The sequence below is a fragment of the Barnesiella sp. B2-R-119 genome, from assembly GCF_023656675.1.
GTDB classification, from domain to species: Bacteria; Bacteroidota; Bacteroidia; order Bacteroidales; family Barnesiellaceae; genus Barnesiella; species Barnesiella intestinihominis.
This window is the reverse complement of record NZ_JAMOKL010000005.1, coordinates 55,049-79,822: the sequence shown is the minus strand read 5'-3', so window position 1 is coordinate 79,822 and position 24,774 is coordinate 55,049. Positions and strand designations below refer to the sequence as shown.

19 protein-coding genes are annotated in these 24,774 nt (G+C 45.0%); 7 read left to right on the top strand and 12 right to left on the bottom strand.

All coding sequences use genetic code 11. The annotated features are described in order from the left end of the window. Nucleotides 1-54: 54 nt before the first annotated feature. Genes NBH06_RS10740 through NBH06_RS13630 form a run of 3 tightly spaced genes read right to left on the bottom strand, consistent with a single transcriptional unit; the run spans nucleotide 55 to nucleotide 3,270 of the window. Nucleotides 55-1,791, bottom strand: coding sequence for a hypothetical protein (locus NBH06_RS10740; RefSeq protein WP_250794272.1), 1,737 nt, complete (start codon nucleotides 1,789-1,791; stop codon nucleotides 55-57). Nucleotides 1,792-1,816: 25 nt separating this feature from the next. Further along, complete coding sequence (locus NBH06_RS10735) at nucleotides 1,817-3,148, bottom strand: hypothetical protein (protein WP_051008890.1); 1,332 nt, start codon at nucleotides 3,146-3,148, stop codon at nucleotides 1,817-1,819. A 5-nt stretch (nucleotides 3,149-3,153) separates the two neighbouring features. After that, nucleotides 3,154-3,270, bottom strand: coding sequence for a DUF3575 domain-containing protein (locus NBH06_RS13630; protein ID WP_083855842.1), 117 nt, complete (start codon nucleotides 3,268-3,270; stop codon nucleotides 3,154-3,156). A gap of 343 nt (nucleotides 3,271-3,613) precedes the next feature. Here NBH06_RS13630 and NBH06_RS10730 point away from each other — a divergent pair, with 343 nt between their 5' ends. Further along, nucleotides 3,614-4,090 carry a DUF3575 domain-containing protein gene (locus NBH06_RS10730; RefSeq protein ID WP_008861416.1) on the top strand — a complete coding sequence of 159 codons (477 nt, stop codon included), beginning with the start codon at nucleotides 3,614-3,616 and terminating at the stop codon, nucleotides 4,088-4,090. 462 nt (nucleotides 4,091-4,552) lie between these two features. Here the strand turns inward: NBH06_RS10730 and rhaD are convergent, their stop codons facing one another. The 4 genes from rhaD to NBH06_RS10710 are packed head-to-tail and all read right to left on the bottom strand — an operon-like array spanning nucleotide 4,553 to nucleotide 9,169. Beyond that, complete coding sequence (gene rhaD, locus NBH06_RS10725; protein WP_250794270.1) at nucleotides 4,553-5,353, bottom strand: rhamnulose-1-phosphate aldolase; 801 nt, start codon at nucleotides 5,351-5,353, stop codon at nucleotides 4,553-4,555. A gap of 13 nt (nucleotides 5,354-5,366) precedes the next feature. Further along, complete coding sequence (rhaT, locus tag NBH06_RS10720) at nucleotides 5,367-6,404, bottom strand: L-rhamnose/proton symporter RhaT (RefSeq protein WP_195329605.1); 1,038 nt, start codon at nucleotides 6,402-6,404, stop codon at nucleotides 5,367-5,369. Between the two features lie 6 nt (nucleotides 6,405-6,410). Next, complete coding sequence (locus NBH06_RS10715) at nucleotides 6,411-7,670, bottom strand: L-rhamnose isomerase (RefSeq protein WP_195633591.1); 1,260 nt, start codon at nucleotides 7,668-7,670, stop codon at nucleotides 6,411-6,413. A gap of 17 nt (nucleotides 7,671-7,687) precedes the next feature. After that, nucleotides 7,688-9,169: a rhamnulokinase gene (locus tag NBH06_RS10710; RefSeq protein ID WP_195633589.1), complete on the bottom strand. Its 1,482-nt coding sequence runs from the start codon at nucleotides 9,167-9,169 to the stop codon at nucleotides 7,688-7,690. A gap of 127 nt (nucleotides 9,170-9,296) precedes the next feature. Between NBH06_RS10710 and NBH06_RS10705 the strand changes: the two genes are divergently transcribed. After that, complete coding sequence (locus NBH06_RS10705) at nucleotides 9,297-10,190, top strand: AraC family transcriptional regulator (protein ID WP_195633588.1); 894 nt, start codon at nucleotides 9,297-9,299, stop codon at nucleotides 10,188-10,190. 174 nt (nucleotides 10,191-10,364) lie between these two features. After that, nucleotides 10,365-12,089: a DNA/RNA non-specific endonuclease gene (locus NBH06_RS10700; protein WP_195492786.1), complete on the top strand. Its 1,725-nt coding sequence runs from the start codon at nucleotides 10,365-10,367 to the stop codon at nucleotides 12,087-12,089. Between the two features lie 105 nt (nucleotides 12,090-12,194). Here the strand turns inward: NBH06_RS10700 and pgeF are convergent, their stop codons facing one another. After that, on the bottom strand, nucleotides 12,195-13,001 hold the full coding sequence (gene pgeF, locus NBH06_RS10695) for a peptidoglycan editing factor PgeF (protein ID WP_195492787.1): 807 nt from the start codon (nucleotides 12,999-13,001) through the stop codon (nucleotides 12,195-12,197). Beyond that, nucleotides 13,001-14,134 (bottom strand): GTPase ObgE, encoded by a 1,134-nt coding sequence (obgE, locus tag NBH06_RS10690; protein ID WP_195492788.1) that lies wholly within the window; start codon nucleotides 14,132-14,134, stop codon nucleotides 13,001-13,003. The genes pgeF and obgE overlap by 1 nt, the downstream gene beginning before the upstream one ends. A 312-nt stretch (nucleotides 14,135-14,446) precedes the next feature. Between obgE and NBH06_RS10685 the strand changes: the two genes are divergently transcribed. Continuing rightward, complete coding sequence (locus NBH06_RS10685) at nucleotides 14,447-16,483, top strand: leucine-rich repeat domain-containing protein (protein ID WP_195492789.1); 2,037 nt, start codon at nucleotides 14,447-14,449, stop codon at nucleotides 16,481-16,483. 568 nt (nucleotides 16,484-17,051) lie between these two features. On the opposite strand, the gene NBH06_RS10680 is transcribed toward NBH06_RS10685, so the two are convergent. Both NBH06_RS10680 and hpt read right to left on the bottom strand, forming a co-directional pair. Further along, a complete protein-coding gene (locus NBH06_RS10680; RefSeq protein WP_250794268.1) occupies nucleotides 17,052-17,624 on the bottom strand; it encodes an adenylate kinase in 573 nt (190 codons plus the stop codon). 35 nt (nucleotides 17,625-17,659) lie between these two features. Further along, nucleotides 17,660-18,199, bottom strand: a complete 540-nt coding sequence (gene hpt, locus NBH06_RS10675) for a hypoxanthine phosphoribosyltransferase (RefSeq protein WP_008861427.1) — start codon at nucleotides 18,197-18,199, stop codon at nucleotides 17,660-17,662. A gap of 243 nt (nucleotides 18,200-18,442) precedes the next feature. On the opposite strand from hpt, the gene NBH06_RS10670 reads away from it, so the two are divergent. The 3 genes from NBH06_RS10670 (at nucleotide 18,443) to rnhB (ending at nucleotide 21,770) form a co-directional block, all read left to right on the top strand. Further along, nucleotides 18,443-19,972: an NAD(P)H-hydrate dehydratase gene (locus NBH06_RS10670; RefSeq protein ID WP_250794266.1), complete on the top strand. Its 1,530-nt coding sequence runs from the start codon at nucleotides 18,443-18,445 to the stop codon at nucleotides 19,970-19,972. Between the two features lie 128 nt (nucleotides 19,973-20,100). Beyond that, entirely contained in the window at nucleotides 20,101-21,168 is a 1,068-nt protein-coding gene (locus NBH06_RS10665) for a DUF4831 family protein (protein WP_195329590.1), read from the top strand. 5 nt (nucleotides 21,169-21,173) lie between these two features. Then, nucleotides 21,174-21,770, top strand: a complete 597-nt coding sequence (gene rnhB, locus NBH06_RS10660) for a ribonuclease HII (RefSeq protein WP_195329588.1) — start codon at nucleotides 21,174-21,176, stop codon at nucleotides 21,768-21,770. Nucleotides 21,771-21,844: 74 nt separating this feature from the next. Here rnhB and NBH06_RS10655 read toward each other — a convergent pair whose 3' ends face one another. Beyond that, entirely contained in the window at nucleotides 21,845-24,739 is a 2,895-nt protein-coding gene (locus NBH06_RS10655; protein WP_195492790.1) for a T9SS type A sorting domain-containing protein, read from the bottom strand. Between the last annotated feature and the right edge of the window lie 35 nt (nucleotides 24,740-24,774).

Sequence of the window (24,774 nt, the reverse complement as noted above, 5' to 3'; positions counted from 1 at the left end):
AACGCTCCCGATTCACCGGAGACAAATTTTACAGTTTAACTATTTTTTTCGAAATCAATCGCCGATAGGTACATCGATAACCAAACCGGCTTTCCAGTCTATATCGACAGCCAATGCCAATTCCAAACGCGGGTTAATCAGGTCGGGAACCGTATTGTAGGCTTTTGCCAACGAATTGATAGACAAGTTCGCCGTCGTATTGTAATCCTGCTGGAATACGCGAACGACTTCACTCTTACTGTTGTCCTTCTTATAAGTCAGCTTTCCTACCAAGTAGAACGTTCCGCCTTCGGGAACCAAATTGCCGTCTAAACCGTAGAATTGAGGACCGTCATTCAAGACCTCCAAAGCAATATTGGGTGTATGTCCCAAATCTTCTGCATTACCGGTAGAACAATCGGCCGTCTCGGGCAATAAGCTGTATATAAATGGAGTCATACCAGCAAAATCGGGAGTAGCGGCTTTCGTCAATTCGTAATCATTGGTATTCATTCTGTTGTCATATACAATCTTGGAATAAGTGTCGGCAGCAGAAGGATGCATTTCCCAATCCAGTTTATCGGGCAGACCACCAATCAATATACCTTTTACAACAAAATTATGGTTGGCCAAAGTCACCTTAGTATTTTTACCGGCCGGAACTGTACCGTCGGCCGATTTGAATGCAGCTTTCACATCGAGACGTGCCACACCGTAATTGATCGTTTTGTTCAAAGCAATCTTCGTCGTCGCTACCGTAATCGGCGTACGAGCTCCGTTATAAACACCATTATTCCAATTAGTAAATGTCGGAAGAGTCGAATAAGCTACCGGATAGGCATTGGTCCAATAATACAAAGAAGAAGGATAGCTGTATGCCTTCGAAGAACCGCTCGTAACAATACCCGAACCGCCGGGGCCGTTCTCATCGAACACGATAATACCGTTATCCAATTTATACGCTCCTTTCGGAAGATTGGCGGGGAAATCTTTGTAAGCATCTTTTGCCAACTCTGTCGCCATATTATCGACCGATGTCTTTGCCGTATTGGCTGCTGGCGTAGAGTATTTCGTATGTAATTCGTTCAACCCGTCCGAAAGATACTGTAAAGCCAATTTCAGATTTTCCAAAGAAGCGCTATTGAACGAAAAGTAACCATTCTGCAACTCTGTTGCCTTATTCTTCTCCTCACCATCTGTCAAACTACCGACATAAGTAGCCAATGCATCCGTAACATTCGTTTTCCACGCCTCTATCAAAGCGGCTGCGGTAGAATAGGAACCACCGGTATAAGTACCTTCGGTAATATTCTTCAAAGTAAACGCTATGTCGGCAGGAGTCAAAGAGGTAACCGAAGCATCGGGTGTCATCTCCAAAACACCTTTGTAAGCAGCGTCATGCTTGGCTTTACCGTAAAAAAGAAAAGCGATGTCGCCGGAAGGAATAGTTACGTCGGTAAACGTTTTTACAAAATTCTTGGCCTCACCATTCGTGATTTCAGCACCTGTCAACTGGGTAGCACCGGCCAATACCGAATTGGCTCCTACATAATCGCCGCTCAAATTTGAAAAAGGCATTAACCTCAAACTTTCTATACCCAAGAAATTGTCGTTGCCTTGAACATCGTCGCTGGTAGCACGGGATACCGGCGAAGGAATAGCGAACGAGAAACTCGTCTTGACAGCATCTCTTTCCCCCACAGGAGTCTCTCCCCCCGGAATAACCTCTTCGTTGGAACAAGACGACAGAACTGCGGCAGCAGCAAGGAACATAGTCCCGGCTTTTGCCCATTTTGTTTTCATTGTTTTCATCTTCGTAATTGTTTTTGTTAAAAGATTAATAATCGTTTTCTATATTTTCCAAGTTTTGAATAGCTACTTTGTCACCCATAGCGGCTGCCTGCTTGAACAAGTCCAATGCCGTCGCTTTATCGCCCAAACGATAATAGGCTGTCGCGAGAGTGTTCAAACAGCGTTTGTCTTCCCGTATGGGTCGAAGCAAAGAGACAGCCCCGTCGAAATCGCCCTCGGCAATCATACCTTGTGCTTGGTTGATCTTTATAGCGTTGTAATCCGGCTCCGAAGTATAATAAACCCTCATGTATCCCGAATTACGTTGGTCGGAGAATACCGAGCGCAACAGCTCCTTGAAAGGCTCTCCACCGTCCAGCCGGCGCAACAACCACTCCCGACGGCCGAGATCGGCCGTATGGTCGATAATATCGAGCATCTCGTCCCGGCAATCGAATGTGCTTTCTTCCACCCGATCGCGCAATTCGCCCCATGCCTCGCCCCCGTTGGCTACCTCGTAGAGGCTATCCGGCAATTCGAGATAACTGTTTACATACTCCTTCAAGACCTCGGCGCGAGTGCCTGCCAAACGGGTATTCCGGCCGAGAGGACCCTCGGGCGAAGCAAACCCGACAATCAATATCTTCCCGACATCGGAACGGTCGTCGGCATAGATCTGCCTCAATATATCGACGATTCTACCGAGCGTCACATCGTTGTTTCGGTAATCGCGACGCAAGTCGGACTTATCGAGAGGGAAATAGACTTTCAATGCTCCCCGATCCCTCCACACGGTCATCGAATCGGAATAGGGCTCGTACTCTGCCATCGGGAACAAAACCTTTTCGACCTCGGCCAACCGTTCCGCCACGCTCGGTATCAATGCCACCGGCTGTACCGAAGGGACATAAGGAGGACGCAGTTTCACATCGGAACAAAGAAAGATGCCCGGCAAAGGTTCGACCTTGCAACACCCCTCGCGCTCACATAACAGGCTGAGATCGACAGGGGCTCTACCCATCCATTTTTCATAAGGCAGCACGCAATCGTATTGCAACTCGCCGCCATCGACGGTCTGATAAAAAGGAACTTCATACGTTTTCCCCGAAAGCACGGCTTCCCGGCGGCGTAACTTTTGTTTACGCTTGCCTATAATCTCTATTTCGTCGAGAGCCAAAGAATCCACACCGTTCTCGATAACGGGAATAAGCCTTTGTACATAATCGGAAGCAACTGTTCCCGACGGAACCAAAATTTTGAAACTTACCCGAATACTATCTCCCGAACGGTGTATCGAAGCATTCTCGACCTTCACCTCGGCCCCGGCAAAAAATATAGCCCAGACAAAAACCGGCAGAAACACTATATATCTTTTCATCGCTCTCATTTCAGTATATAGATTATAGAAATCGCGGCTTCGGTAGGAGCAAGATAGCCTTTATGGCCGTCGCCTATTTTACGCCCGCAAGTACGACACTGGTAATAATCGAACGTATAAATCGGCTATATTTTTAGCGTGTTTTCCCCGATGAATTTTATTGTTTGTAAAGGCTTACAATACAAATAAATTTCAAAGTTTTTATTAATAATATAAAAATCAATCTGTTAAAATAAAATATAGTCATCGTATTTGTATTGTAATAATTCTAAAATATTGTAACTTTGTCACCGTATTTCAAATGGTAGTAATGGGGAAGCGGGGCAATAACAAATGATGCAAAATCTGTTATTGCCTAAAAATTAGAAGGTTATTATAATTGATAAAAAATATATGGGGCGAATAAAACGATTTGAGTTATAAAAAATATATTTTGTACTAATCCTCACATAATTAGACAAATAGATGAAGAGAATCCTAAATATAATTATAATAATATTATTATCGGCTATTTGTTTGACCGGTACGGCGCAAAAGATAGCGGTAAAGAGTAATCTCCTCGGTTGGGCTACCGCCACACCGACGTTGGGAGCGGAAATAGGATTGGACGATCGTTGGACGTTGAATACTCATATCTACTATAATCCATTCACTTTCAGGGATAACCGAAAATGGAAGCATATCCGCGTACAACCCGAAGTGCGTTATTGGCTCTGTCAAAAGTTCAACGGGCATTTCTTCGGGCTTCATGTATTATACACCCATTTCAATGCCGGACAAGTTCCGCTTCCTTTCGGAATTTTTCCCGATGTTAAAAAATATCGTTATCAAGGCAACACTTACGGAGCCGGGTTATCTTACGGTTATCAATGGATTTTAACACCTCGGTGGAGTATCGAGGGAAGTATCGGTGTAGGATACAAGTATAATACGTTGGTTTAAACCTAATAAATATATCTATTTATTTACATTTAGAAATATTATTTAACTATTCAAATATCATTATACAATCTACATTTATTGGGTTAAATAGGGATCTTCACATATTCTAAAAATAAAAAAAAATTTGCCTACAAAAACAGAGGGATCTTAACCAAAAGGGATATATCGAAACCACTCGATATATCCCTCATTTTTAGATTCAGTAGAAAATTTGCGAGGTAGGAGGAAAGGGGGACGCACCACCCTGTTCCTGTATTCAAAGGTATCAACCTTCTCCCCTGCCGTGTCCCGTAGCATTACGGGGAATTGCAGAGCAACATAGGGGAAACACCGAAGAAACGATAGTTGCTAAGGAGAGGGGGTAAAAAACTGCTGAGTAGATTTTTGATGACATTCAACCCCTCCGTCACTACGTGACACCCACACAAAAGAGCCTTTCCCCGATGATATAAAATCAAATTTTCACACCAAACGGAACGCCTTGCGAAGCTCCTCGGATTGTTCGTCGGTCAGGCCTTCGGGCTCGAATCCCATCGCACGAGCTTGCAAATAAATCTGCGCCGATTTAGACAGCGTATCGATCATATCGAAACACTCGATCACATCGCCACCGACAGCCAATGCTCCATGCTTCTCCCACATAACCACATCGTAACGGTCGAGCAACCGGATAGTGGCATCGGCCAGTTCGAGCGAACCGGGCAACTTATAAGGCACGATACCCAAACCTTTGGGTACGATAACCCGCGTTTCGGGAATCATAGACCACAACAGTTTTCCCAGTACATCGGACTGTAAGAACACCCGGTTATGGGTCATCGCCACCAAATCGGTGGGGTGGGTATGCAACACGACCTTATTGTCGACACCACGGCCTTTCAGATAGTCGTGCATCGAGAGATGCGAAGGAAGTTCCGACGTAGGCCGTACCGGATTATCGGCGATAATTTCATACCAATCTCCCGTATCGGAAATACGAATCATGGCCATATTTTCCATCGGGTGCGAAGCGACATAACGCATACGCCGGTTCGTTCCTGTCACCAAAAAGAAATTCCCTTTCAATGCATTCATCACTTTGGGTAACGGGTATCGCTGGGAAATGGCAGGCAATGCCTTCTCTTCATCGGTCAATAAATCCGTAACGTTTACCGAAATATTCCCGCCGTTTCGTTCGGCCCACCCTCGTTGCCACAAATAGCCGGCCACTTCGGCGACATCGGCAATCTGGCATTCGAGTTTATCGTTTTTAATCAGTTTCATCTCTTTTATTTCATTATAAATTACTGTTTACCAAATTGGGGAAAACCGTCGAGAAGATAAGAATCAGCAACCCGGCGATCAATACGGTTACGGTCCGCCGTCCTACCCCATTCCATTCTTTCAACAAAATTCCCCACACGTTGCTGAAAATAACATTCAGCGACATCAATATGCTCCACGAGAAAGCCAGCATGACCGGCGAACCGGTGAAGAAACTTTTTCCCATGCCCAACCCGAAGAATTGAGAATACCAAAGCAAACCCGCCAAAGCGCAAAACAACAAGTTATTGACTCCTGTCGATACCGATACCGAGAAATACTCCCTGCCGGTACGATTCTTGATATTCTGCCACAGGCAATACGCCGCATTGGTACAAAAACCGCCCAATGTAACCAACAGGATCACCGGGTTAAGGGCGAACAAGTCGGACGCACCCAACGCCAATGCCGTCTGCTGCACTTCGGCTCCGGCTTCAAGTCCGAGACTGAAACAGGCACTCATCATACCGGCGAGCAAGGCGACCGAAATCCCTTTGGTAAAAGCGAAATCGCGTATAGCTTTCTGCTTCTCCTCATCGCTCATATTCCGAGCCTTCAAACTACCCGCATAACCGATCACCGCAATACCGGCCAACGTAATGCACACCCCGGCCAACAAGACGAGACCTTCGCTGCGAAACAGATTCGTTCCCGCAAACAAAGCCGGAAGCAATGTACCGAAAGCCGCACAAGTACCCAACGAAATAGACTGTCCGAGGGCGACACCGAGATAGCGCATACTCAACCCGAAAGTCAATCCGCCCACTCCCCACAGCACACCGTACAAGACAGACATGAACGGAATACCCTCGGAGTAGAGTTCCCCGAGACTATGACCCGTCGGAACCGCCAGAAACGCACCCAACAAGGGGAACACCAACCATGCGAAAATCCCCTGCACGAGCCAGAAACTCTCCCAGCTCCAAGATTTCACTTTCTTGATAGGCACATAAGAGCTCGACTGGCCGAAACTCCCCACGGCAATAATCAATAATCCTATGAGAATATTCATGGTTCGTTACTGGCGTTTGGAAGTCACATTTTTCTCATAAGCCTCGATGTCGGCAATATAATCTTCACCCACGGGCACATCGTTCGTCAGGCAGAAGTAATCCCAAACAGCATTCCACGGCAGGCTCTTGCACTCTTCGAGCAAAGCGAGACGTTCGAAGAAACGCCCTTCGGCCTCATATTTGCGCAACAGGGCAAGCGGTTCGAGCAACGCTTGCAAGAAACATTTCTGTGTAGCCCGCGACCCGATGACATAAGCCCCGATACGATTGATAGAAGCATCGAAATAATCGAGACCGATGTGTACTCTCGAAAGGGCATCGCAACGAACCACTTCATGAGCCAAGTCGAGTGTGTCGTCGTTCATAATCGTTACATGGTCGGAATCCCAACGAATGGGACGACTCACATGCAACATGATTTCGGGCGTAAACAACAGCAACGAGGAAATCTTGTCGGCGATACTTTCGGTCAAATGGAAGTGACCGGTATCGAGAGTCACGATCTTATTGTGCTTCACGCCGTAACCCAAATAAAAATCATACGACCCCACGGTATAACTCTCGGCTCCGATACCGAAAAGTTTGGCTTCGATACAATCTTTCATATGCTGGTACTCGGTAGCGAAAATACGGTCGAGAGACTGTTCCAACAACCGACGATAATAGAGCCTGTTGACGGTCGTATCTTTGGAACCGTCGTGAATCCAAAGATTCATGATACAAGGATCGTTCTGATATTTTCCCATCTCGTCGGCAATCCACCGGCAACGACGAGTATGTTCTACCCAAAATTCACGAATCGAATCGTCGGGATTGGCAAGTGTGAGCATGCCGCTTTTGGGGTGGGAAAACGAAGTGGAATTAAAATCGAGCTTCAATCCGTTCTCTTTGGCCCATTGCATCCAACTGGTAAAGTGATCGGGAGTAACCTCGTCACGATCGACCCTCTTACCGCCGAAATCGCCATACACCTCGTGCAGATTGATGCGATGCGAACCGGGCAACAAAGATTTCACTTTAAGCAAATCGGCACGCACTTCGTCGATATTGCGAGCTTTACCGGGATAATTTCCCGTAGCCTGTATTCCGCCGGTCAATTCGCCGTCGGGATTTTCAAATCCTGAAACATCGTCGGTCTGCCAGCAATGCAGCGACAAAGATATTCCCTGCATTTTTTTCAACACTTCGTTCACGTCTACGCCTATGGCGGCATAACGTTCGGCGGCATACTCGAAAGCCGCCTTCACGGCTTGTTCATTCTTCATGATATTCTCCTTTCTATTTATAATAAATTACATTTCTTCTTGAAAATCACGTATTTCTCGTTCCACAGTTCGGTATCGCACGGTTCATAACGCTGTAACGAGACCGCTCCGGCTGCCAATCGACGCATGGAATCCCGATCGGCTACCACGCCCAAAGCCCGCAACTGTACCAACACATTACCCAAAGCCGTCGCCTCGGAAGGCCCGGCAATCACAGGAAGTCCGATAGCATTTGCCGTAAAACGGTTCAACAAATCGTTTTGCGAACCGCCGCCGATAATATGCAGACATTCGATGGGAAAAGATGCCACCGTCTGCAAGCGGGTCAAAACAAAGCGATACTTCAAAGCAAGACTCTCGAATATGCACCGCACATACTCGGCATGCGTTTGCGGTACGGCCATGTGATGAGACTTGCAATAATCTGCAATAGCCTCCGGCATGGAAACAGGATTGGAAAAGGTCGCATCATCGGGATCGACATAACTCTCGTTCGTGGCAACGGACTGTGCCATTTCCACGATTTGCGGATAGGAATAAGTCACACCCGATTTGTTTTTCCACACTTTCAGGCACTGTTCCAAAAGCCACAATCCGGTGATATTTTTCAAGAAACGGGTAGTCCCGTCGATACCGCCCTCGTTCGTGAAATTCATTCGATAAGCCTCGTCGGTGACAATCGGCTTTTCCGATTCTATACCCATCAACGACCAAGTACCGGAACTGAGATAAGCGAAATTCCTTCCCGATGCCGGCACGGCCGCCACCGCCGATGCCGTATCGTGACCGGCAACAGCTACAACAGGAATAGCCGACAATCCGATTTCGGCCGCTACATCGTCCCGTAAGTTCCCGATTATCCGGCCCGGCATAACGACCGGAGGAAATTTTTCTACCGGAATATGCAAAGGTTCCAACAACCGTTCTTCTATCCGGCAAGTTTCGGGATTCATCAATTGGGAAGTCGACAATATAGTATATTCACACACCTCTTTTCCGGTGAGCAGATAAGAGATGGCATCGGGCATAAACAAAATGCTGCGTACTCCGTCTATATCGATACTGCCTTCGAGACGCATCGCATAAAGTTGGAACAGCGAATTGAAATTCATAAACTGTATACCGGTCAAACGATAAACCTCTTCCCGGGGAATATGTCGGAAATATTGTTCGGGAACACCCTCGGTATAAGGGTCGCGATATGCACGGGGCAACGAAACGAACGAACCGTCGGGCCGAACACAGACAAAATCGACGCCCCATGTGTCGACTCCGATAGAATCGATTGCAATCCGTCGGGAAGCCGCCATGTTCAGACCTTCTTTGATAGAATCGAACAGAGAATAAATATCCCAATAACAACGTCCGTCAATCTCTTTAATCACATTGGGAAATCGGTTGAGAATTTCCGTCTCCAACCTTCCGTGTTTCATTTTTGCCAAAATGACACGACCGCTCGTAGCTCCCAAATCTATGGCTATACATGCAGTGTCTTTCATGTAAAAACAAGATATTTTATAATTTACGAAACAAAAATAGAATCAGAGAAATAGATTCGACTGATGTTTTTGATACAAAAACTTTCTATTTTGATATTCCGAAAAGAAATCCTATATTTGGGCTACTATGAATACGGAAGAGAAAAAATCGGATGCTTTAAAATACCTGAGAGTAAATGCTCGGGACGAAGAATGGGGTATCGTCATTACGACGGTAGGCTATCAATACGTTTCGCCGAATCATGCCTACCCGTTGTCGAAACACCCGGATAACTACAATTTCAAGAACGAAGGCAAACGCACCCTCAACGAATATCAATTGGTTTACATTACGAGAGGAGAAGGCTATTTTTCCAGCCGGTCCTGTCCGAAGACACACATAGAAGCCGGAACCATGCTGTTGCTCTTCCCGGGAGAATGGCACAAATATTACCCCGACGCCCGAACCGGCTGGGACGAACATTGGGTAGGGTTCAGAGGATCCCATATCGACAACCGGGTAAAAAGCGGCTTCTTCACCCCGTCGCACTGTCTGTTCAAAATAGGAACAGACGATAAAATCATAGACCTTTATCACGAAATCATGGACAAGGCCGAACGCGAGAAAGCAGGATTTCAACAAATCGTATCGAGTATAGTCTTACATTTGTTAGGAAGCGTGTACTACAAAGATTTGAATCGCTCGTTCAACGACGATCACATGATCGACATCATCAACAGAGCCAGAATCATGATGAAGGAAGAACAAACCGGGAACTTGTCTCCCGAAACCATTGCAGCCCGATTAGGTGTAGGATATTCTCTGTTTCGCCGGGAATTTAAACGGTATAGCGGAATTTCTCCCGGACAATATCAGCAACAACTGAAACTGGCTCGTGCCAAAGAATTACTGTCCTCGTCCAATCTCTCCATTGCAGAAATCGCATTTGAACTGAATTTCGAATGCGTGGGACAATTCTCGACCTTTTTCCGCAAAAAGGAAGGAGTGACCCCATCGGAATTTCGACGACAAAGATTCTGATTATAAGATTTTTACACATTCAACAATAGACATTCGGGTAAATAATAAGAAATCGTTCCTTATCATTTTACCTATATGATTTTGACGCTTTGACTTCAAAATTTGACGCATTGCTCTTTTTCATCTCCTCTTCCAAGTTACTTTTGTTTCCGAATCATAAATAATATTTTATCTATGAAAAAGACATTCGCCTATGCCTTGTTGATCCTTACGGCTCTCTATTCTTGTGAAGAAGGAAAACAGGAAGAACCCGTACTTCCCGAAACGACTCCCGATGAAATCTATTTAAACGTTTCACCTCATACACTCACTTTCGACGAAACCGACGCGTCGAAGAATATCATAACCGTCAGTACAAATACGAACTGGAAAGCAACAGTGGATAATTCGGAACTGAAAATAAACAGAACCGAAGGAACAAGCAAAGATACCTCCATATCCATTACCGAAGCTCCCGAAGGAAAGACTTGTAAACTCACGATTTCGACGATTCCCGCAAATGGAGAAAAAACGATTTCCAAAGAAGTGTCCATATCGAGAGCCGCGGCTGTCGTCACTCCCGACCGGACGATTATATATAACAACGATTTCGACAAAGAGACCGCAGTCAAAAACACATACTGGCCTTACCTCGACCAATTCGACGGCTGGAAAAATGCGAACGGAACCGGTAGCGGAGCCGAGACATACGACCAAATGAGCGTATCGGTCAGAAGCGACTGGACATCAGATTACGCCCCACCCTCCGACTACCGCCCTTACGCATCGGGGAAAAACAACATCTACTTTAACAAAGCCGGCAGCTTCGTTTCCATAAACAACATTAACATCGCTCAGGAAAAAGATTTTATCCTGCAATTCGGTAGTTCTGAAAACAAGATATTCGATTACGACGACTTGAAGGTCGAAATAGGAAACGGGACTTCATGGGTAGAAATAGACTATTCCAGAAATCTGACGAACAGTTGGGCTTTGACGACAAGCATGTTTTCCCTTCAAAACAGTTCCGGCACACTTAGTATCAGATTCACTGCCACAGGCGCCACACAAATGCGCATAGACGACATAAGATTGACCGACGGAGAACCCTCGGAACAAATCATTGTTTTCGATAACACCGTTTATCCGTTGGCAGAATTGCCTGCATACGAAAACGATGACTACGTCGTCACTCACTACGGCACGCTCGGCAGTCACAGGGTACGGAACTATACTATGCTGTTCGATAAAGAGAAACACGCCGCTTTGTGGGTTGCATACCCGCTCCATTCATGTTATCGGGGAAACAGCGGAAGAACCGAGGCTTGGGCGGCAGACCCTCTCATCGAAATGTTATATCAGGCCAAAGTTTATGGAGAAACATTCTGCTATTATAAAGACTATTCACGCGGGCATCAAATACCTTCGGCCGACCGTACGGCAACCGACGAACTGAACAGCCAAACATTCTATGCCTCGAATATGACACCCCAAAACGGAGATTTCAACGGCGGGATTTGGGCTTCTCTCGAAGGGAAAATTCGAGAAAATATGTGCCAAGACACTTTATACGTAGTGACCGGTTGTTACTTTGGAAATGGATATACGACTACTTACGACGGATATTATGGAAACAACGCCGATCCAGCTTCTAAAATCTGTCCCGTACCTACCCACTATTTTAAAGTGGTATTGCGTACTCGTTCCGGGAACTCGGGAAAAGCCGTCGGTCAATGTGGCTCCGACGAGCTGAAAGCCATTGGTTTCTGGTTGGAACATCGCAACGACTACCCCCAAACATTTAGTACAGAATATTGCAAATCGGTAGAATATATAGAACAACAAACCGGGTTCACCTTCTTCCCCTCCGTACCAAAAGAAGTAAAAAAACAATGTACGCCGTCCGATTGGGTTCTCTGAAATAACCCCGGCTGAGACTGACAGCACAAAAAAAGGGGAACGGACCGTCTAAACGAAATGAACACGGTCGACAAGGTTCTTGGATTTTCTCTCCAAGAACCTTTTTTATGGACAAATATATATACCCGTCAAAAAACGCCCGGAATGAAATCCCAAGCTGCGAGCCGAAAAAAACTCCCAATCATGGGCTCGTGTACAAATACCCGCAACTTCGATACGGGACAAATCGACGCCACAAACCGTCAACTCCTCCACAGCAGCCGCCCACAAATCGATATGAAAACGACCCGACGGATAACGATGCGCTATACGATTTACATCGAAACCCTCCGAGTCAAACGTTTGTACCACCTCATCGCCCACTTCGAAATTGTCGGGGCCGATCGACGGCCCCACCGCAACATACAGATCAGACGGAACCGTACCATACATATTAACCATCTCATCGATCGACCGTCGAACGATATGTCCGGCCATGCCTCGCCACCCGGCATGAACAGCAGCACAAGCCCTATGAACAGTATCGTAAAGCAAAACGGGGACACAATCGGCCGTCGACACAGCTATCGCTACGCTCGGACAATCGGTCATCACAGCATCGACACCGTCTAAACAAGCTGTTTGTTCTGGTTTAGACAACCGAATGAACTCGTCGGTTATAGACAGAACTTTCGTTCCGTGAATTTGGCGCGGAGAAATCAGCGTATCGATACCCAACGAGCGACAGAACCTCTGTCGATTTGCGATAACCCTATCGGGATTATCCCCGGTGTATTCACCCATATTATCCGTAGAATACACATCACCGTGAACGACTCCGTTACGTGTCGTAACGAACGTAACGACTCCCGGCAGTGCATCGAACGAAGGAAACGAATACCACCTGCAATCCTTATTCTCGTGTAAAACCATTACCAGTCTTCTTCCTCGAAATTATCGTCACTCGACCCGTCGCCACTTTCGTCACGTTCCAAATCCGTATCAAAGTTATCTTCCTCCTCGACCCGATGACGCTCATCGAGATTACGATGGGTCAATGTCATCACCCGGTTTTCCTCATCGTTCAACTCACGCCACAACACATCTTTCAACTCGGTAATACCCTGTCCCGTCACCGATGAGATAAATACGACAGGCACATCGGGCAAATCGTCCTTCATCGCCTCGATCAACTCGTCGTCGAGCATATCGCACTTGGTCACGGCAAGCACCCGCTGTTTATCCTGCAAATCGGGATTGAAAGCGGTAAGTTCGCGAAGCAAAATATCATACTCTTTGCGAATACTATCGGTATCCGCTGGAACCATAAACAACAATACGGCATTGCGTTCCACATGCCTGAGGAAACGCAATCCAAGCCCCTTTCCTTCGCTCGCTCCCTCTATAATTCCGGGTATATCGGCCATGACAAACGACCGATTATCTCGATAGGATACGATACCCAAATTCGGTTCGAGAGTAGTAAAAGGATAATCGGCTATTTTAGGACGAGCCGCCGAAATCGTAGATAACAATGTCGATTTACCCGCATTGGGAAATCCAACCAATCCTATATCGGCAAGCAATTTCAACTCCAAAATAACAGTGCGCTCCACGGCCGGTTCTCCGGGCTGGGCATATCTTGGGGTCTGATTGGTCGCCGATTTGAAATGCCAGTTTCCCAAACCGCCACGGCCGCCTTTCAAGAGAACTACCTCCTCGCCGTCTTGGGTAACCTCACATAAAAACTCGCCCGTATTGGCATCGAAAACCGCCGTACCACAAGGGACCTCTATGGTCTTATCTTCACCGTCTTTACCGAAACTTCTGTTCGCCCCGCCGGGTGAACCGTTACCGGCAAGTACGTGACGAGAGTATTTCAGATGCAACAGAGTCCACAAATTACGGTTAGCTCGTAAATAAACATTTCCTCCCCGACCGCCGTCACCGCCGTCAGGACCGCCCTTAGGCACATATTTGGCCCGGTACAAATGCATAGCACCGGCTCCGCCCTTACCTGAACGACAAAGTATTTTCACGTAGTCTACAAAATTCGACTCTGCCATAATTGATTTATTATTTTTCTTTTGGATTAAACGATACAAAAATAGTTATTATGCAAACAACCCTAAGTGGACACATATTGCAAAAATAGCTATAATAAGTGAAATTATAAAATCCCAAGCCAAACGGAATGAAATATAGCGGGAATCGATTTTTACAGATTATAAAATAGTTAACATCGATAATACGCGGCTCTATAAGAATAATAAATATTTCTATTTTTGAACTTTTTCACTATCCGGGTTCGAAAATAGTTTCAGATTGTATTAATATTATTATCTTTGCGGCATACTTATTAGATAATTTGAATTATTATGAAGAAAATTGTTACTCTTTTTGTCGCAATAGCGGCATTTTGCGGGTTCACTTCAAAAGCAGAAGAAGCTACTACTTTCGAAGTGAACAGAATTAAGTACACCGTAACCGGAGAAAATTCGGTAGGTGTCTCGGGATTAAACGAAAATTATGAACCCAGTGAGGTAAAACTTACCGAAGTAATTATTCCTTCCACGGTCGAAAATGCGGGGAAAAACTATACCGTCACTTCGGTCGAGGAGTACGCTTTTCGGTGGACATCGGGCATCCTGAAAATAGAACTTCCCAATACCGTTACCGAGCTAAAAAATAACGCCATCTATTACAACGATGATTTGGAAGAAATCGTTTTGTCGGAAAACATTACAAAATTAGGAGAATACTCTTTGGCATCGAACCGTAAACTGAAAAGACTTGCCATTCCCGCCGGAGTAACCGAAATTCCTCAAAGCTGTTTTGCCAGCGACGAAGGATTGACGAGCATTACTTTCGCCAGCGATTTTACATCTATCGGCAACGGCGCTTTTTACAAAGCCGGTATGGCCGAAATAACGATTCCGGGAAGTTGTAAAACAATCGGCAACAACGCCTTCCAACTCTGTCCGAACTTATCCAAAGTAACATTGGGCGAAGGGGTTGAAACGCTGAACGAAGGAGCTTTCCGCGAATGTGCAAAACTCACGGAAATCAATCTTCCGGCAAGTCTTAAAACAATCGGACAATATGCCTTCCTCAACGATGTAATGCTCTCGTCTGTAAGAATTCCTGTTGGGGTAACCGAAATAGGAAATGCCGCTTTCTCGAATGTCGGTGTCACAGCTTTTGAAGTAGAAACCGGCAATACCGCTTGTCAAGCCATAAACGGAGTTTTGTATTCGGCAGAAGGAAATATCCTCTTGGCGTATCCTCTAAATGCGACAGCCACAGAATACACGATTGCCGACGGTTGCTTGGGTGTAGGAGAAGGAGCATTCGCTCATACCACTCTTCAAAAAGTAATCGTACCCGAAGGGATGCGAGCTTTCGATGATAACGCATTCTCCGAATCTTCTCTCGCCGAAATCAATTTTCCCGAATCTTTGGTATTATTCGGTAATCAGGCTTTTGCAAAAACCCAGCTGACAACAGTTGTTCTCCCAGAAAACATGACAAACGTATATGAGGGTACATTCGCTCAATCCACAAAACTTCAATCGTTAACGATTCCCTCTGGGATTCGCACCATTGAGTCGTATGCCTTCAATGGGTGCACTGCGCTTACCGAAATACATTGTTTAGGAGCAGAACCGGCCACACTGAACTATTACGAAGGTTATGACCACCCTTTCAATGGTATCGATGCCTCACAAGTGAAAGTCTATGTTCCGAAAGGATTTAAATCGGCCTACGAATCCTCTGAGTGGGGATACCAATTCGACAATATCATCGAATCAAATACAGGTATTTTCCTACAAGAAAGTACCAACCCGGCCAACGACGCCGAAATGGAATCGATCGGGACTATTGAAATCACTTTCCCCGAGAATGCCTCTCTTGTAGAACAATTTCCTTTGGTAAAAGTAGTTAAAGGACAAGAGCTATACGGAGAACCGGTAGAAAACGCAGGCGGTTGGATGGCATTCGCCAGTGGTAAAAAAGTAAATGTATTCCCTGCCGACGAATATCAGGAAGGTCCACAACCCATTCCTATGGAAGACGGTGTAGACTATTACGTCACCATACCGGCCGGAATAGTAAAAAATGCCGAAGGTTCTTTGAATCAGAAAATCGTCCTTCACTTCGTCGGTAAAATCGAAAGCGGCGTAGACCAGATAGAAAGTAACGACTGCTTTGTTACAAATAACAACGGTACGCTCAATGTCGTATTAGGAAACTTAACCGATTGTACGGTCGAACTGTTTAATGCTACTGGAAACCTTATCAACAGCATTAGTCATGCACAAGGAACAGCGACTCTTCATGTCGAATCTAACGGACTCTATATTATTCGTATCGTATCGGGCGACACGATAAAAACTTTCAAAATCGTAAAATAATAAATCTTTTAGCGATTATCCGAAAAGGGGAGGTATGAACCTCCCCTTTTTTAATTCCCCTTATGCTATCTATTATAGCTTTTCTTCTTTGATAAGCTCTCCTATGGGTTTCATAGGCATCTTACAACTATACAAGCTCCCCTGTGTATAGCATAATACAACACAAAAACAAAGACTCATTAAAAAACGCGGGCAGCCGACAATCGCTCATTCCACACGTGGGCTTCTCGCATTGCCCTCAACAAGCAACAAGCCAAGCAGCTACCCACACTTTATGTATACAACACCGTTTTCACGCATGTACTACACACATGTGGGCGCCTACACTTTCATCATCTTCCTTGTTGATAAATTTTGCGAGAATTTACATGTAGAAGATTACGTCTGTAAACGCCTTTAATATGTCTTTATCTCTATTCTGCAATAGAGAAACTGTTGCAAAAATATGATTTTTAGAGATAGCTCCTAAAAAATATAGCCGTTATGAATCCTCTATGATTAAAAAACAAGAGAAAAGGGGTACAATTGTGTACCCCTTTTTCTCTTATCTTATCGGTCTTCCAAGAAATTATAATTCCGATATAACCGACTTAATAGATTTGAAAATATCATCGACACTACCCATACCCTGTATAGCACGATATTTTTTCTCTTTTTGATAAAAATCCTTCAACGGTTTTGTCTGATTGTGATACACATCGAGCCGCTTTTGTATCGTTTCCAAGTTGTCATCGCTACGGCCCGATACTTGTCCCCGCTTCAACAAACGGTCGATCAATTCTTCCTCCTCCACTTCAAGCCCCAAGACAACATCTACTTGGGCATTGCGTTCGGCAAGCATCCGAGTCAAGGCCTCGGCCTGAGCGATAGTCCGAGGAAAACCGTCGAATATAACCCCTTTCTTAGATTCCTCATGAGAATCGAGCACATGCGCCAAAATATCCACCATCAACTCGTCAGGAATCAACTGCCCCTTAGAAATATACGAATCGGCGGTTTTTCCCAATTCAGTACCCCGGGCTATCTGTTCACGCAATACATCTCCCGTAGAAATATGAAACAGCCCATATTCTTCGATGATTCTCTCGCTCTGAGTTCCCTTTCCCGAACCCGGAGCGCCAAAAATAACTACATTCAACATTTTACCTTATATTAACCTATTAAACCTCTTATTTCTTATTCCGATACCACATAAATATCCTTTAAATTACGCCCCTGCTCATCGTAATCGAGACCATACCCTACTATAAAAGCAGGAGGTATTTCAAGAGCTACATAATCGGGCTTCACATCACATTTCAAGGAATCGGGTTTAAACAGTAACGTGGCGACCTTTATCTCTTTCGGATTATGAGAATTCAATTGCTGCAATAACTGTTGAATGGTAAAACCCGTATCGACAATGTCTTCTACCACAACTACCGTACGACCGGTGATATCTTGCTGTAACCCATATATTTGCTTCACCTCTCCGGTCGAGTGCATACCCTCGTATGACTTCATTCGGATAAACGATATTTCGGAATCGATAGTCATTTCACGAAAAAGATCGGCTGCAAAAACAAATGCGCCGTTCAACACACATAAAAAAAGTGGATTCTTACCGGCCAGGTCTTGATTCATTTTCGAAGCGATACGTCCCACTGCCGCCGCTATTTCGTCCCGTGAAATATACGGAGTGAAAAAACGGTCTTTAATCTGAATTTTTGTGTTCATTGGTGTTATACTGAATGTTTCGCAAAGGTATAATAAATCGTAAAAACTTGGAAACGATAATCTATATTTTTACAGAATCGCCCCCCGATCATCATTCGACCCGACAAAATACACCATTTCCTTTTTTCTCACTATATTTGCAAATAAGATGCAGTTCGGTATAGTCAAGTCGGAAATATAATTTCCGCTTGCCTTTGCACTCACCGTTCGCTATATTTGACCTTATCAAAAGACTCCATTGAGATGAAAATATTTACGACCCAGTCAACCAAACTACTCGATCGATTAACCATAGAATACGAACCGGTATCTTCCATCGATTTAATGGAACGAGCAGCCGAAGCTCTCACTTCCGAAATATGTAATACGATTTCTCCTTCCCAACGTATCTATATTTTCGCTGGACCGGGAAACAATGGAGGAGATGCATTAGCCACCGCCCGATTGTTAATTGACCGGGGATATAAACCCGTCGTATATCTTTTCAACACAATGCCCAACCATCGTTTATCGGCAGATTGTGAACAGAATCGAGAACGACTGAGGAGAACCGGCCATAACGATTTCTTTGAAATAACCAACCAATTTACACCGCCGGTTGTCAATTCCGACGACTGCGTGATAGACGGCCTCTTCGGAGCCGGATTGAAAGAACCCTTGACAGGAGGATTCGCATCTTTGGTACGCTACATCAATGAATCGGGGGCTTTTGTCATTTCCATTGACATTCCGTCCGGATTATTCGGCGAATGGAATCCCGAAGCATCAGAAGACCGCATTGTCAAAGCTCGATTAACCCTCTCATTCCAAATGCCCAAATTGGCTTTCTTTTTTGCTGAAAACGCAAAATTTACAGGGGAAACCAAAATACTCGATATACGCCTTCACCCTCGCGCCATCGCCGAAACCGAAACTTGTTATTACCTAACGACAGCAGAAGATATAGCTCGTAACATACGACATTCCCGACCCAAGTTTTCGGATAAACGGGATTACGGACATCTGCTATTGGCTGCCGGGCAATACGCCATGATGGGCGCTGCCGTATTATCGGCAAAAGCAGCGTTACACAGTGGAGTCGGATTAGTCTCGGTACACTCGCCTCGATGTGCCAATCTCATTCTGCAAACAGCTGTACCCGAAGCAATTTTCTCTCCCGACAAAGGAGAGAACCATATCGAAGAAATTCCTGTCCACCCCCGTTACTCGGCAATTGCAATCGGACCGGGAATGGGGTGTAACGAAACGTCCGTATCGGCGCTCATGCATTTAGTCAAAGAAATACGCCAGCCACTCGTGCTCGATGCCGACGCCTTGAACTGCATTGCCCGTGAACAAAGCCTTTTAAGATATCTGCCGTCCCATACCATACTCACACCGCACATTCACGAACTCGAACGCATGTTCGGCCCCATGACCGACGATGCTTCTCGACTGAAATGTATCACACACGTAGCCACGAAATACGATATAATCGTCGTCTTGAAAGGGGCGAATACCGCCATAGCTTTGCCCGACGGAACCATACATTTCAACTCGACCGGGAATCCCGGAATGGCGACAGCCGGCAGTGGAGACGTGCTCACAGGGATAATCGGCTCTTTACTGTCACAAGGATACTCTCCCGAAGATGCCGCCATCATAGGCGTGTACCTCCACGGAGTTGCCGGAGACATAGCTGCTCGGGAGTCGGGAGAAGAATACATTACAGCCAGTGATATTATCAATCACCTCGGACTGGCTTTCAAGCAGATAAAATCCTATCAGGTATGATAGAATGTCAAAACATTTTATATCTTTGCATGAGATGCGAAAATAGGAAGCCTTCGGTATAGCCGAATATTTTTAAATTCGCTTCTGACTCGTATTATTTTATTTCATAACATCATCAAGAGAATCAAATGAAATATTTTATTCTAACTCTCGGACTGTTCCTTACGACGAACATCGGATTTGCCCAAGAAACAAAAAGACTCACTGCCGAAAAGCATAACGAGTACGGACTTATATACTCTCTCCCGCAAACACATCTCGATATAGAAGTGGTTGCCACAAAAACGACACGCAAAGCCGGCCCTTATTACCAATATGCCGAAAAATATTTGGGAATACCGGGAGCCATTACACAAGACTCCGAAGAATGGGCGTTATCTTCCGTCAAAGTTACACCCTATGGAGTACCCGATCCCGAAGAACAATATCTGATGCAATTCAAACCGGGCGGTAATGGATATATCGTCTTAGATGAAAACGGACTTCTGCTATCCATCAACACCGAACCGGTCATCGATTCGATTGTCTCCACTGCACCGAAACAAAAACAAGAATCGCCATTAGACAACAACGAATATGCGAAAGTCTACTCCGAAGAACTACTCATGTCGGCTTCAACGGCAAAAATGGCCGAAGTAGCAGCCAAACAATTATACCGTATCCGAGAGAGCCGCCTCAATTTGGTAACCGGTGAAGTCGATGAATTACCGGCCGACGGAGAATCGTTCAAACTCATCATACAACAACTCGATGAACAGGAGGCTGCTCTCACGGCATTGTTCATGGGGACAACGCAAACCGAGACAATCGTCAAACATTTCGATTATATACCCGTTGAAGAAGTTACAAACGACATCGTTTTCCGTATTTCGGATTTATATGGAATCGTAAAGCCGGAAAATCTCAGCGGAGCCCCCGTATATTTATCTCTGAAAATCACCGAAGAAGGAGAGCTTCCCATCGATAACAAAGGGAACATAAAAAAAATGCCAAAAAACGCCGTAGCGTATGCTATTCCGGGGAAAGCAGAAGTAATACTTTCCGACGGTAAAAAAACGCTTTTCAAAGAGAATTTACCAATCGCACAATTCGGTGTCGTATTCGGATTGGATCCTTCTATATTCACCGACAAAAAAGCCCCTTCTTGTGCGACATTCTATCCACAAACAGGAGCTATCCGGCAAATCGGCAAATAATTAATATGCTTTTACCATACATGAAAAGCGGGTTGGCAGAAGCCGGTTGCGACGAAGCAGGACGAGGCTGTCTGGCAGGTTCGGTATATGCAGCCGCCGTAATATTACCGCCGCACTTTCGAAACGAATTATTAAACGATTCAAAGCAGTTATCCGAAAAACAACGTTACGAGCTGCGTCCCATTATCGAACAAGAAGCCGTAGCATGGGCCATCGGTATCGTCACCCCCGAAGAAATCGACCGCATCAATATTCTCAATGCTTCGTTTCTGGCCATGCACCGGGCTATCGAACAACTGAATCCGCAACCGCAGCATCTTTTAATCGACGGTAACCGATTCAAACCATACCCCGACATTCCCCATACTTGCGTCGTAAAAGGAGACGGTAAATACGAAGCCATTGCCGCAGCCTCCATTTTAGCGAAAACATATCGAGACGACTATATGAACCGATTGCATGAACAATATCCCATGTATGATTGGAATCGAAACAAAGGATATCCCACAAAAGCCCATCGTGCCGCCATACGCCAATATGGACCTACACCCTACCATCGCATGTCCTTTCAACTGCTTGAAAGGCAACTCTCGATTTTTTAAATGCAATCATCTCTATACAAAAACCGCCGATATTAATCGGCGGTTTTCTATTCTCATCTTCAAAAGGGGAAAAATCATCTCTTCATGATTTTTTTCGTCGATACCTTTCCTTGATCGGTCACTACTCTCAAATAATAAATACCAATCGGATAAGAGGACATATCCACTGTAAAAAGATTATCCGAAATATATACTTGACGACCGGTTCCGTCAAATATTTCTATCTTCTGAACATCGACACCCTCCACATACAAAATATCGCTTACGGGATTAGGATAAATACGGACCGACAAATCATCAACAACTTTTGTAATACCCGAACTTGCATCGGTAAACAACATTTTAACATTGGGCCACATGGTACTTCCAGAATACCCAATAGGAACTGCATTCGGATCTAACACCTCACTGTCATCAAAAGCAGAATAAAAGCGCGAACGTTGCGGATCACTGTCATAAGAGCCATACGTACCTTTGAACGATATATCGTATGACGTAGAACCTGGATTACCTTTAAGAATAAGAATAACCAAATTCCCTCCCTTATACGAATAAGGGGTAGTCAGCTGGAATATCCACTCTTCGTCGCCGGGTGTGACAGAAGCGGTTCCATCGAACACCAAAGTCATCTCATCGGCCGGAATAGAAGTCTCGGACAAATCCTCCAACTCGGTCTCACCTACCCATATTTTCACAGGAATATTCGAGTAGCTTGTTCCTACCGAAGAGAATCGATACGATATCATCTGCAAAGTACCGCTTTTCAGTCCTACCTCGTCTTTATAATAAATGGTCTCACCAATCGACTCACCCGTCATGAACGACACCGGGAGGACCGAGATTTCTTCATCATGATCACCTATCAAAATAAATTGGCTGCCCTCTTCAAGTACTGAAACCGATAGCTCCTCGGAACTGTTATTCGTTTTATCATCGTCACCGGCATATTCAATCTCCGCATGAATTTTGATATCACCCGATTCGGAAGGCGTGAATTTCATATCGAATACAATACTCTGCATTGTCCCGATTTCGACTCCGTCCATTTCTGCCAATACCGAGCCTGCGGCATCCAATAATTTTACTTTATAGTCTGTTGCAGCGACTTTGTCCACCCCTTTATTCCTTATCGTGAATGCATAAATCGTTTCAGACTCTGCTCCGGGATACAAATCTCCCTTCAATGATACCGCCATAAGATCGTGCGTTTTTTTCTCAGTTACGGTTACGTCGGCTTCCCAACCTTCGTCCCGACTCATAATATCGGAGTAAAAAACAAAAGTGAGAGCTCCGTCGATACTGGTCGATTCCAAAGAAACCAAAGCAGAAGGAACAGAAGTAGATGTAAATTCTCCAATCAACGGCGCATTGGTGTCAGCCCCATCGAAAATATACAAATAATCGCCATACGTATCCGTCACAAATTGCTTGAACGAGACATGCACCAAACCGTTAGAGTTTTGAGGTCGTATCGTAAGCGTATCGTTCCGAGTGTTCGGGTAATAGGCATTCGGTCCAGCAGCATCATAAAAATGATAAGTTTTTCCGCTCTCAACGATAGCCTCGCCGTTTGTCATTACAATCCAGTTAGCCGGTTTCACAATAATCGGAGCGGCAATAGACACAGCTCCATTTCCCATATCGTTTACTGCATAAATCGAATAAGTATAAGTTCCGAATCCCGGAGTATCGGTATAAGACGTAGCCGATGGATCGGATATTTCTATTTCATTCGAAGCAGAACCATTGGAACGAGTAATAACATATTTTGTAATACTACCCGGATCAAACGTCCCGCCATACATACCTTCTTCGGGAGCTTTCCACGTCAATATAGCCTCGTTATCCCCTTGTTTCACCACAAAATCGACCACCTTTCCCGGTGCATTTTCCCCTACATAGGTAGAAACATCATCGCTATCGACTCCACCATCGCCTTTGGAATTTACGGGAACAAACCGATAACTATATAATCCGTCTTGTAGATTCTCATCGGTATATTCCATAGATTGTCCTATCTTATCGGACGAAACGGTCACGGTTGTCACCAATTCTTCTCCTCGATAAATCTTTATTCCTGTAAGTTCGGTCAAGGCTTTACCTTGTGCATCAAATGAAGGATTCCTCCACGAAAGAATAGCCGAATTGCCCGAAGCTACCACCTTACGGTCCAAAACTCTGTCCGGCGCTCCGACAGGGACATGGATATAAGGAATAAACATACTCGCCATACTGTCATCGCCATTTTTACCCACACCACCGATAACAGTAGCTGCACCAGTTGTTATATCGACCGTATAGAGCTTGTAGTCGCCACAATTCAGCCAATACAAAATTCCTGTATTTCGATCGAAATCCATACTTTGAGTAAAAGCTGCATTCACTCCGGTAGCTCCGATCAATGTACAGGCGGCTGTGGCTTTATCTATACGATAGAGATTATCGTCGGTAGAAATACCATACATCGTCCCATCGACATGGCAAGCCAATGCCAACATATAAACAGACATTGTCGAAGTTTGGAATGCTCCTATCTGCTTCGTCTCTCCGGTATTAAGGTCAAGAGTCATCAAATATTCGGCTCCATTTTTAATACCATACATGGTGTTCGTCGTGTAATCATACGTCATTTCTACCAAATGGACTCCATTGGTAGAAATAAGAGTGCGTGTACCATCATTCATGTCAATAGTATATAGACCTTCCAACGACGATTGTGTACCCGGTTTTGTCACCTGCGCATACCATTTATAATTAAAATAAGTACCTGCATAAACAGCCCCCAGAGTAGATTGATCGGCTATGAGTTCTACAACTCCCAGATTATCCGACGAAAATTTCACCGGGCCTTTTTGTACATTGACAGGATTACTTTGTTGCCAATTTCGATAAGCATAAATAGTTGTCTGCGCTTGAAGCGAGCTAACGACGCAAAAACACAGGAAAATTAGGGCGTAAACTTTCTTCATAAATAATAAAATATTAGTTGAGCGATTAAAATTAT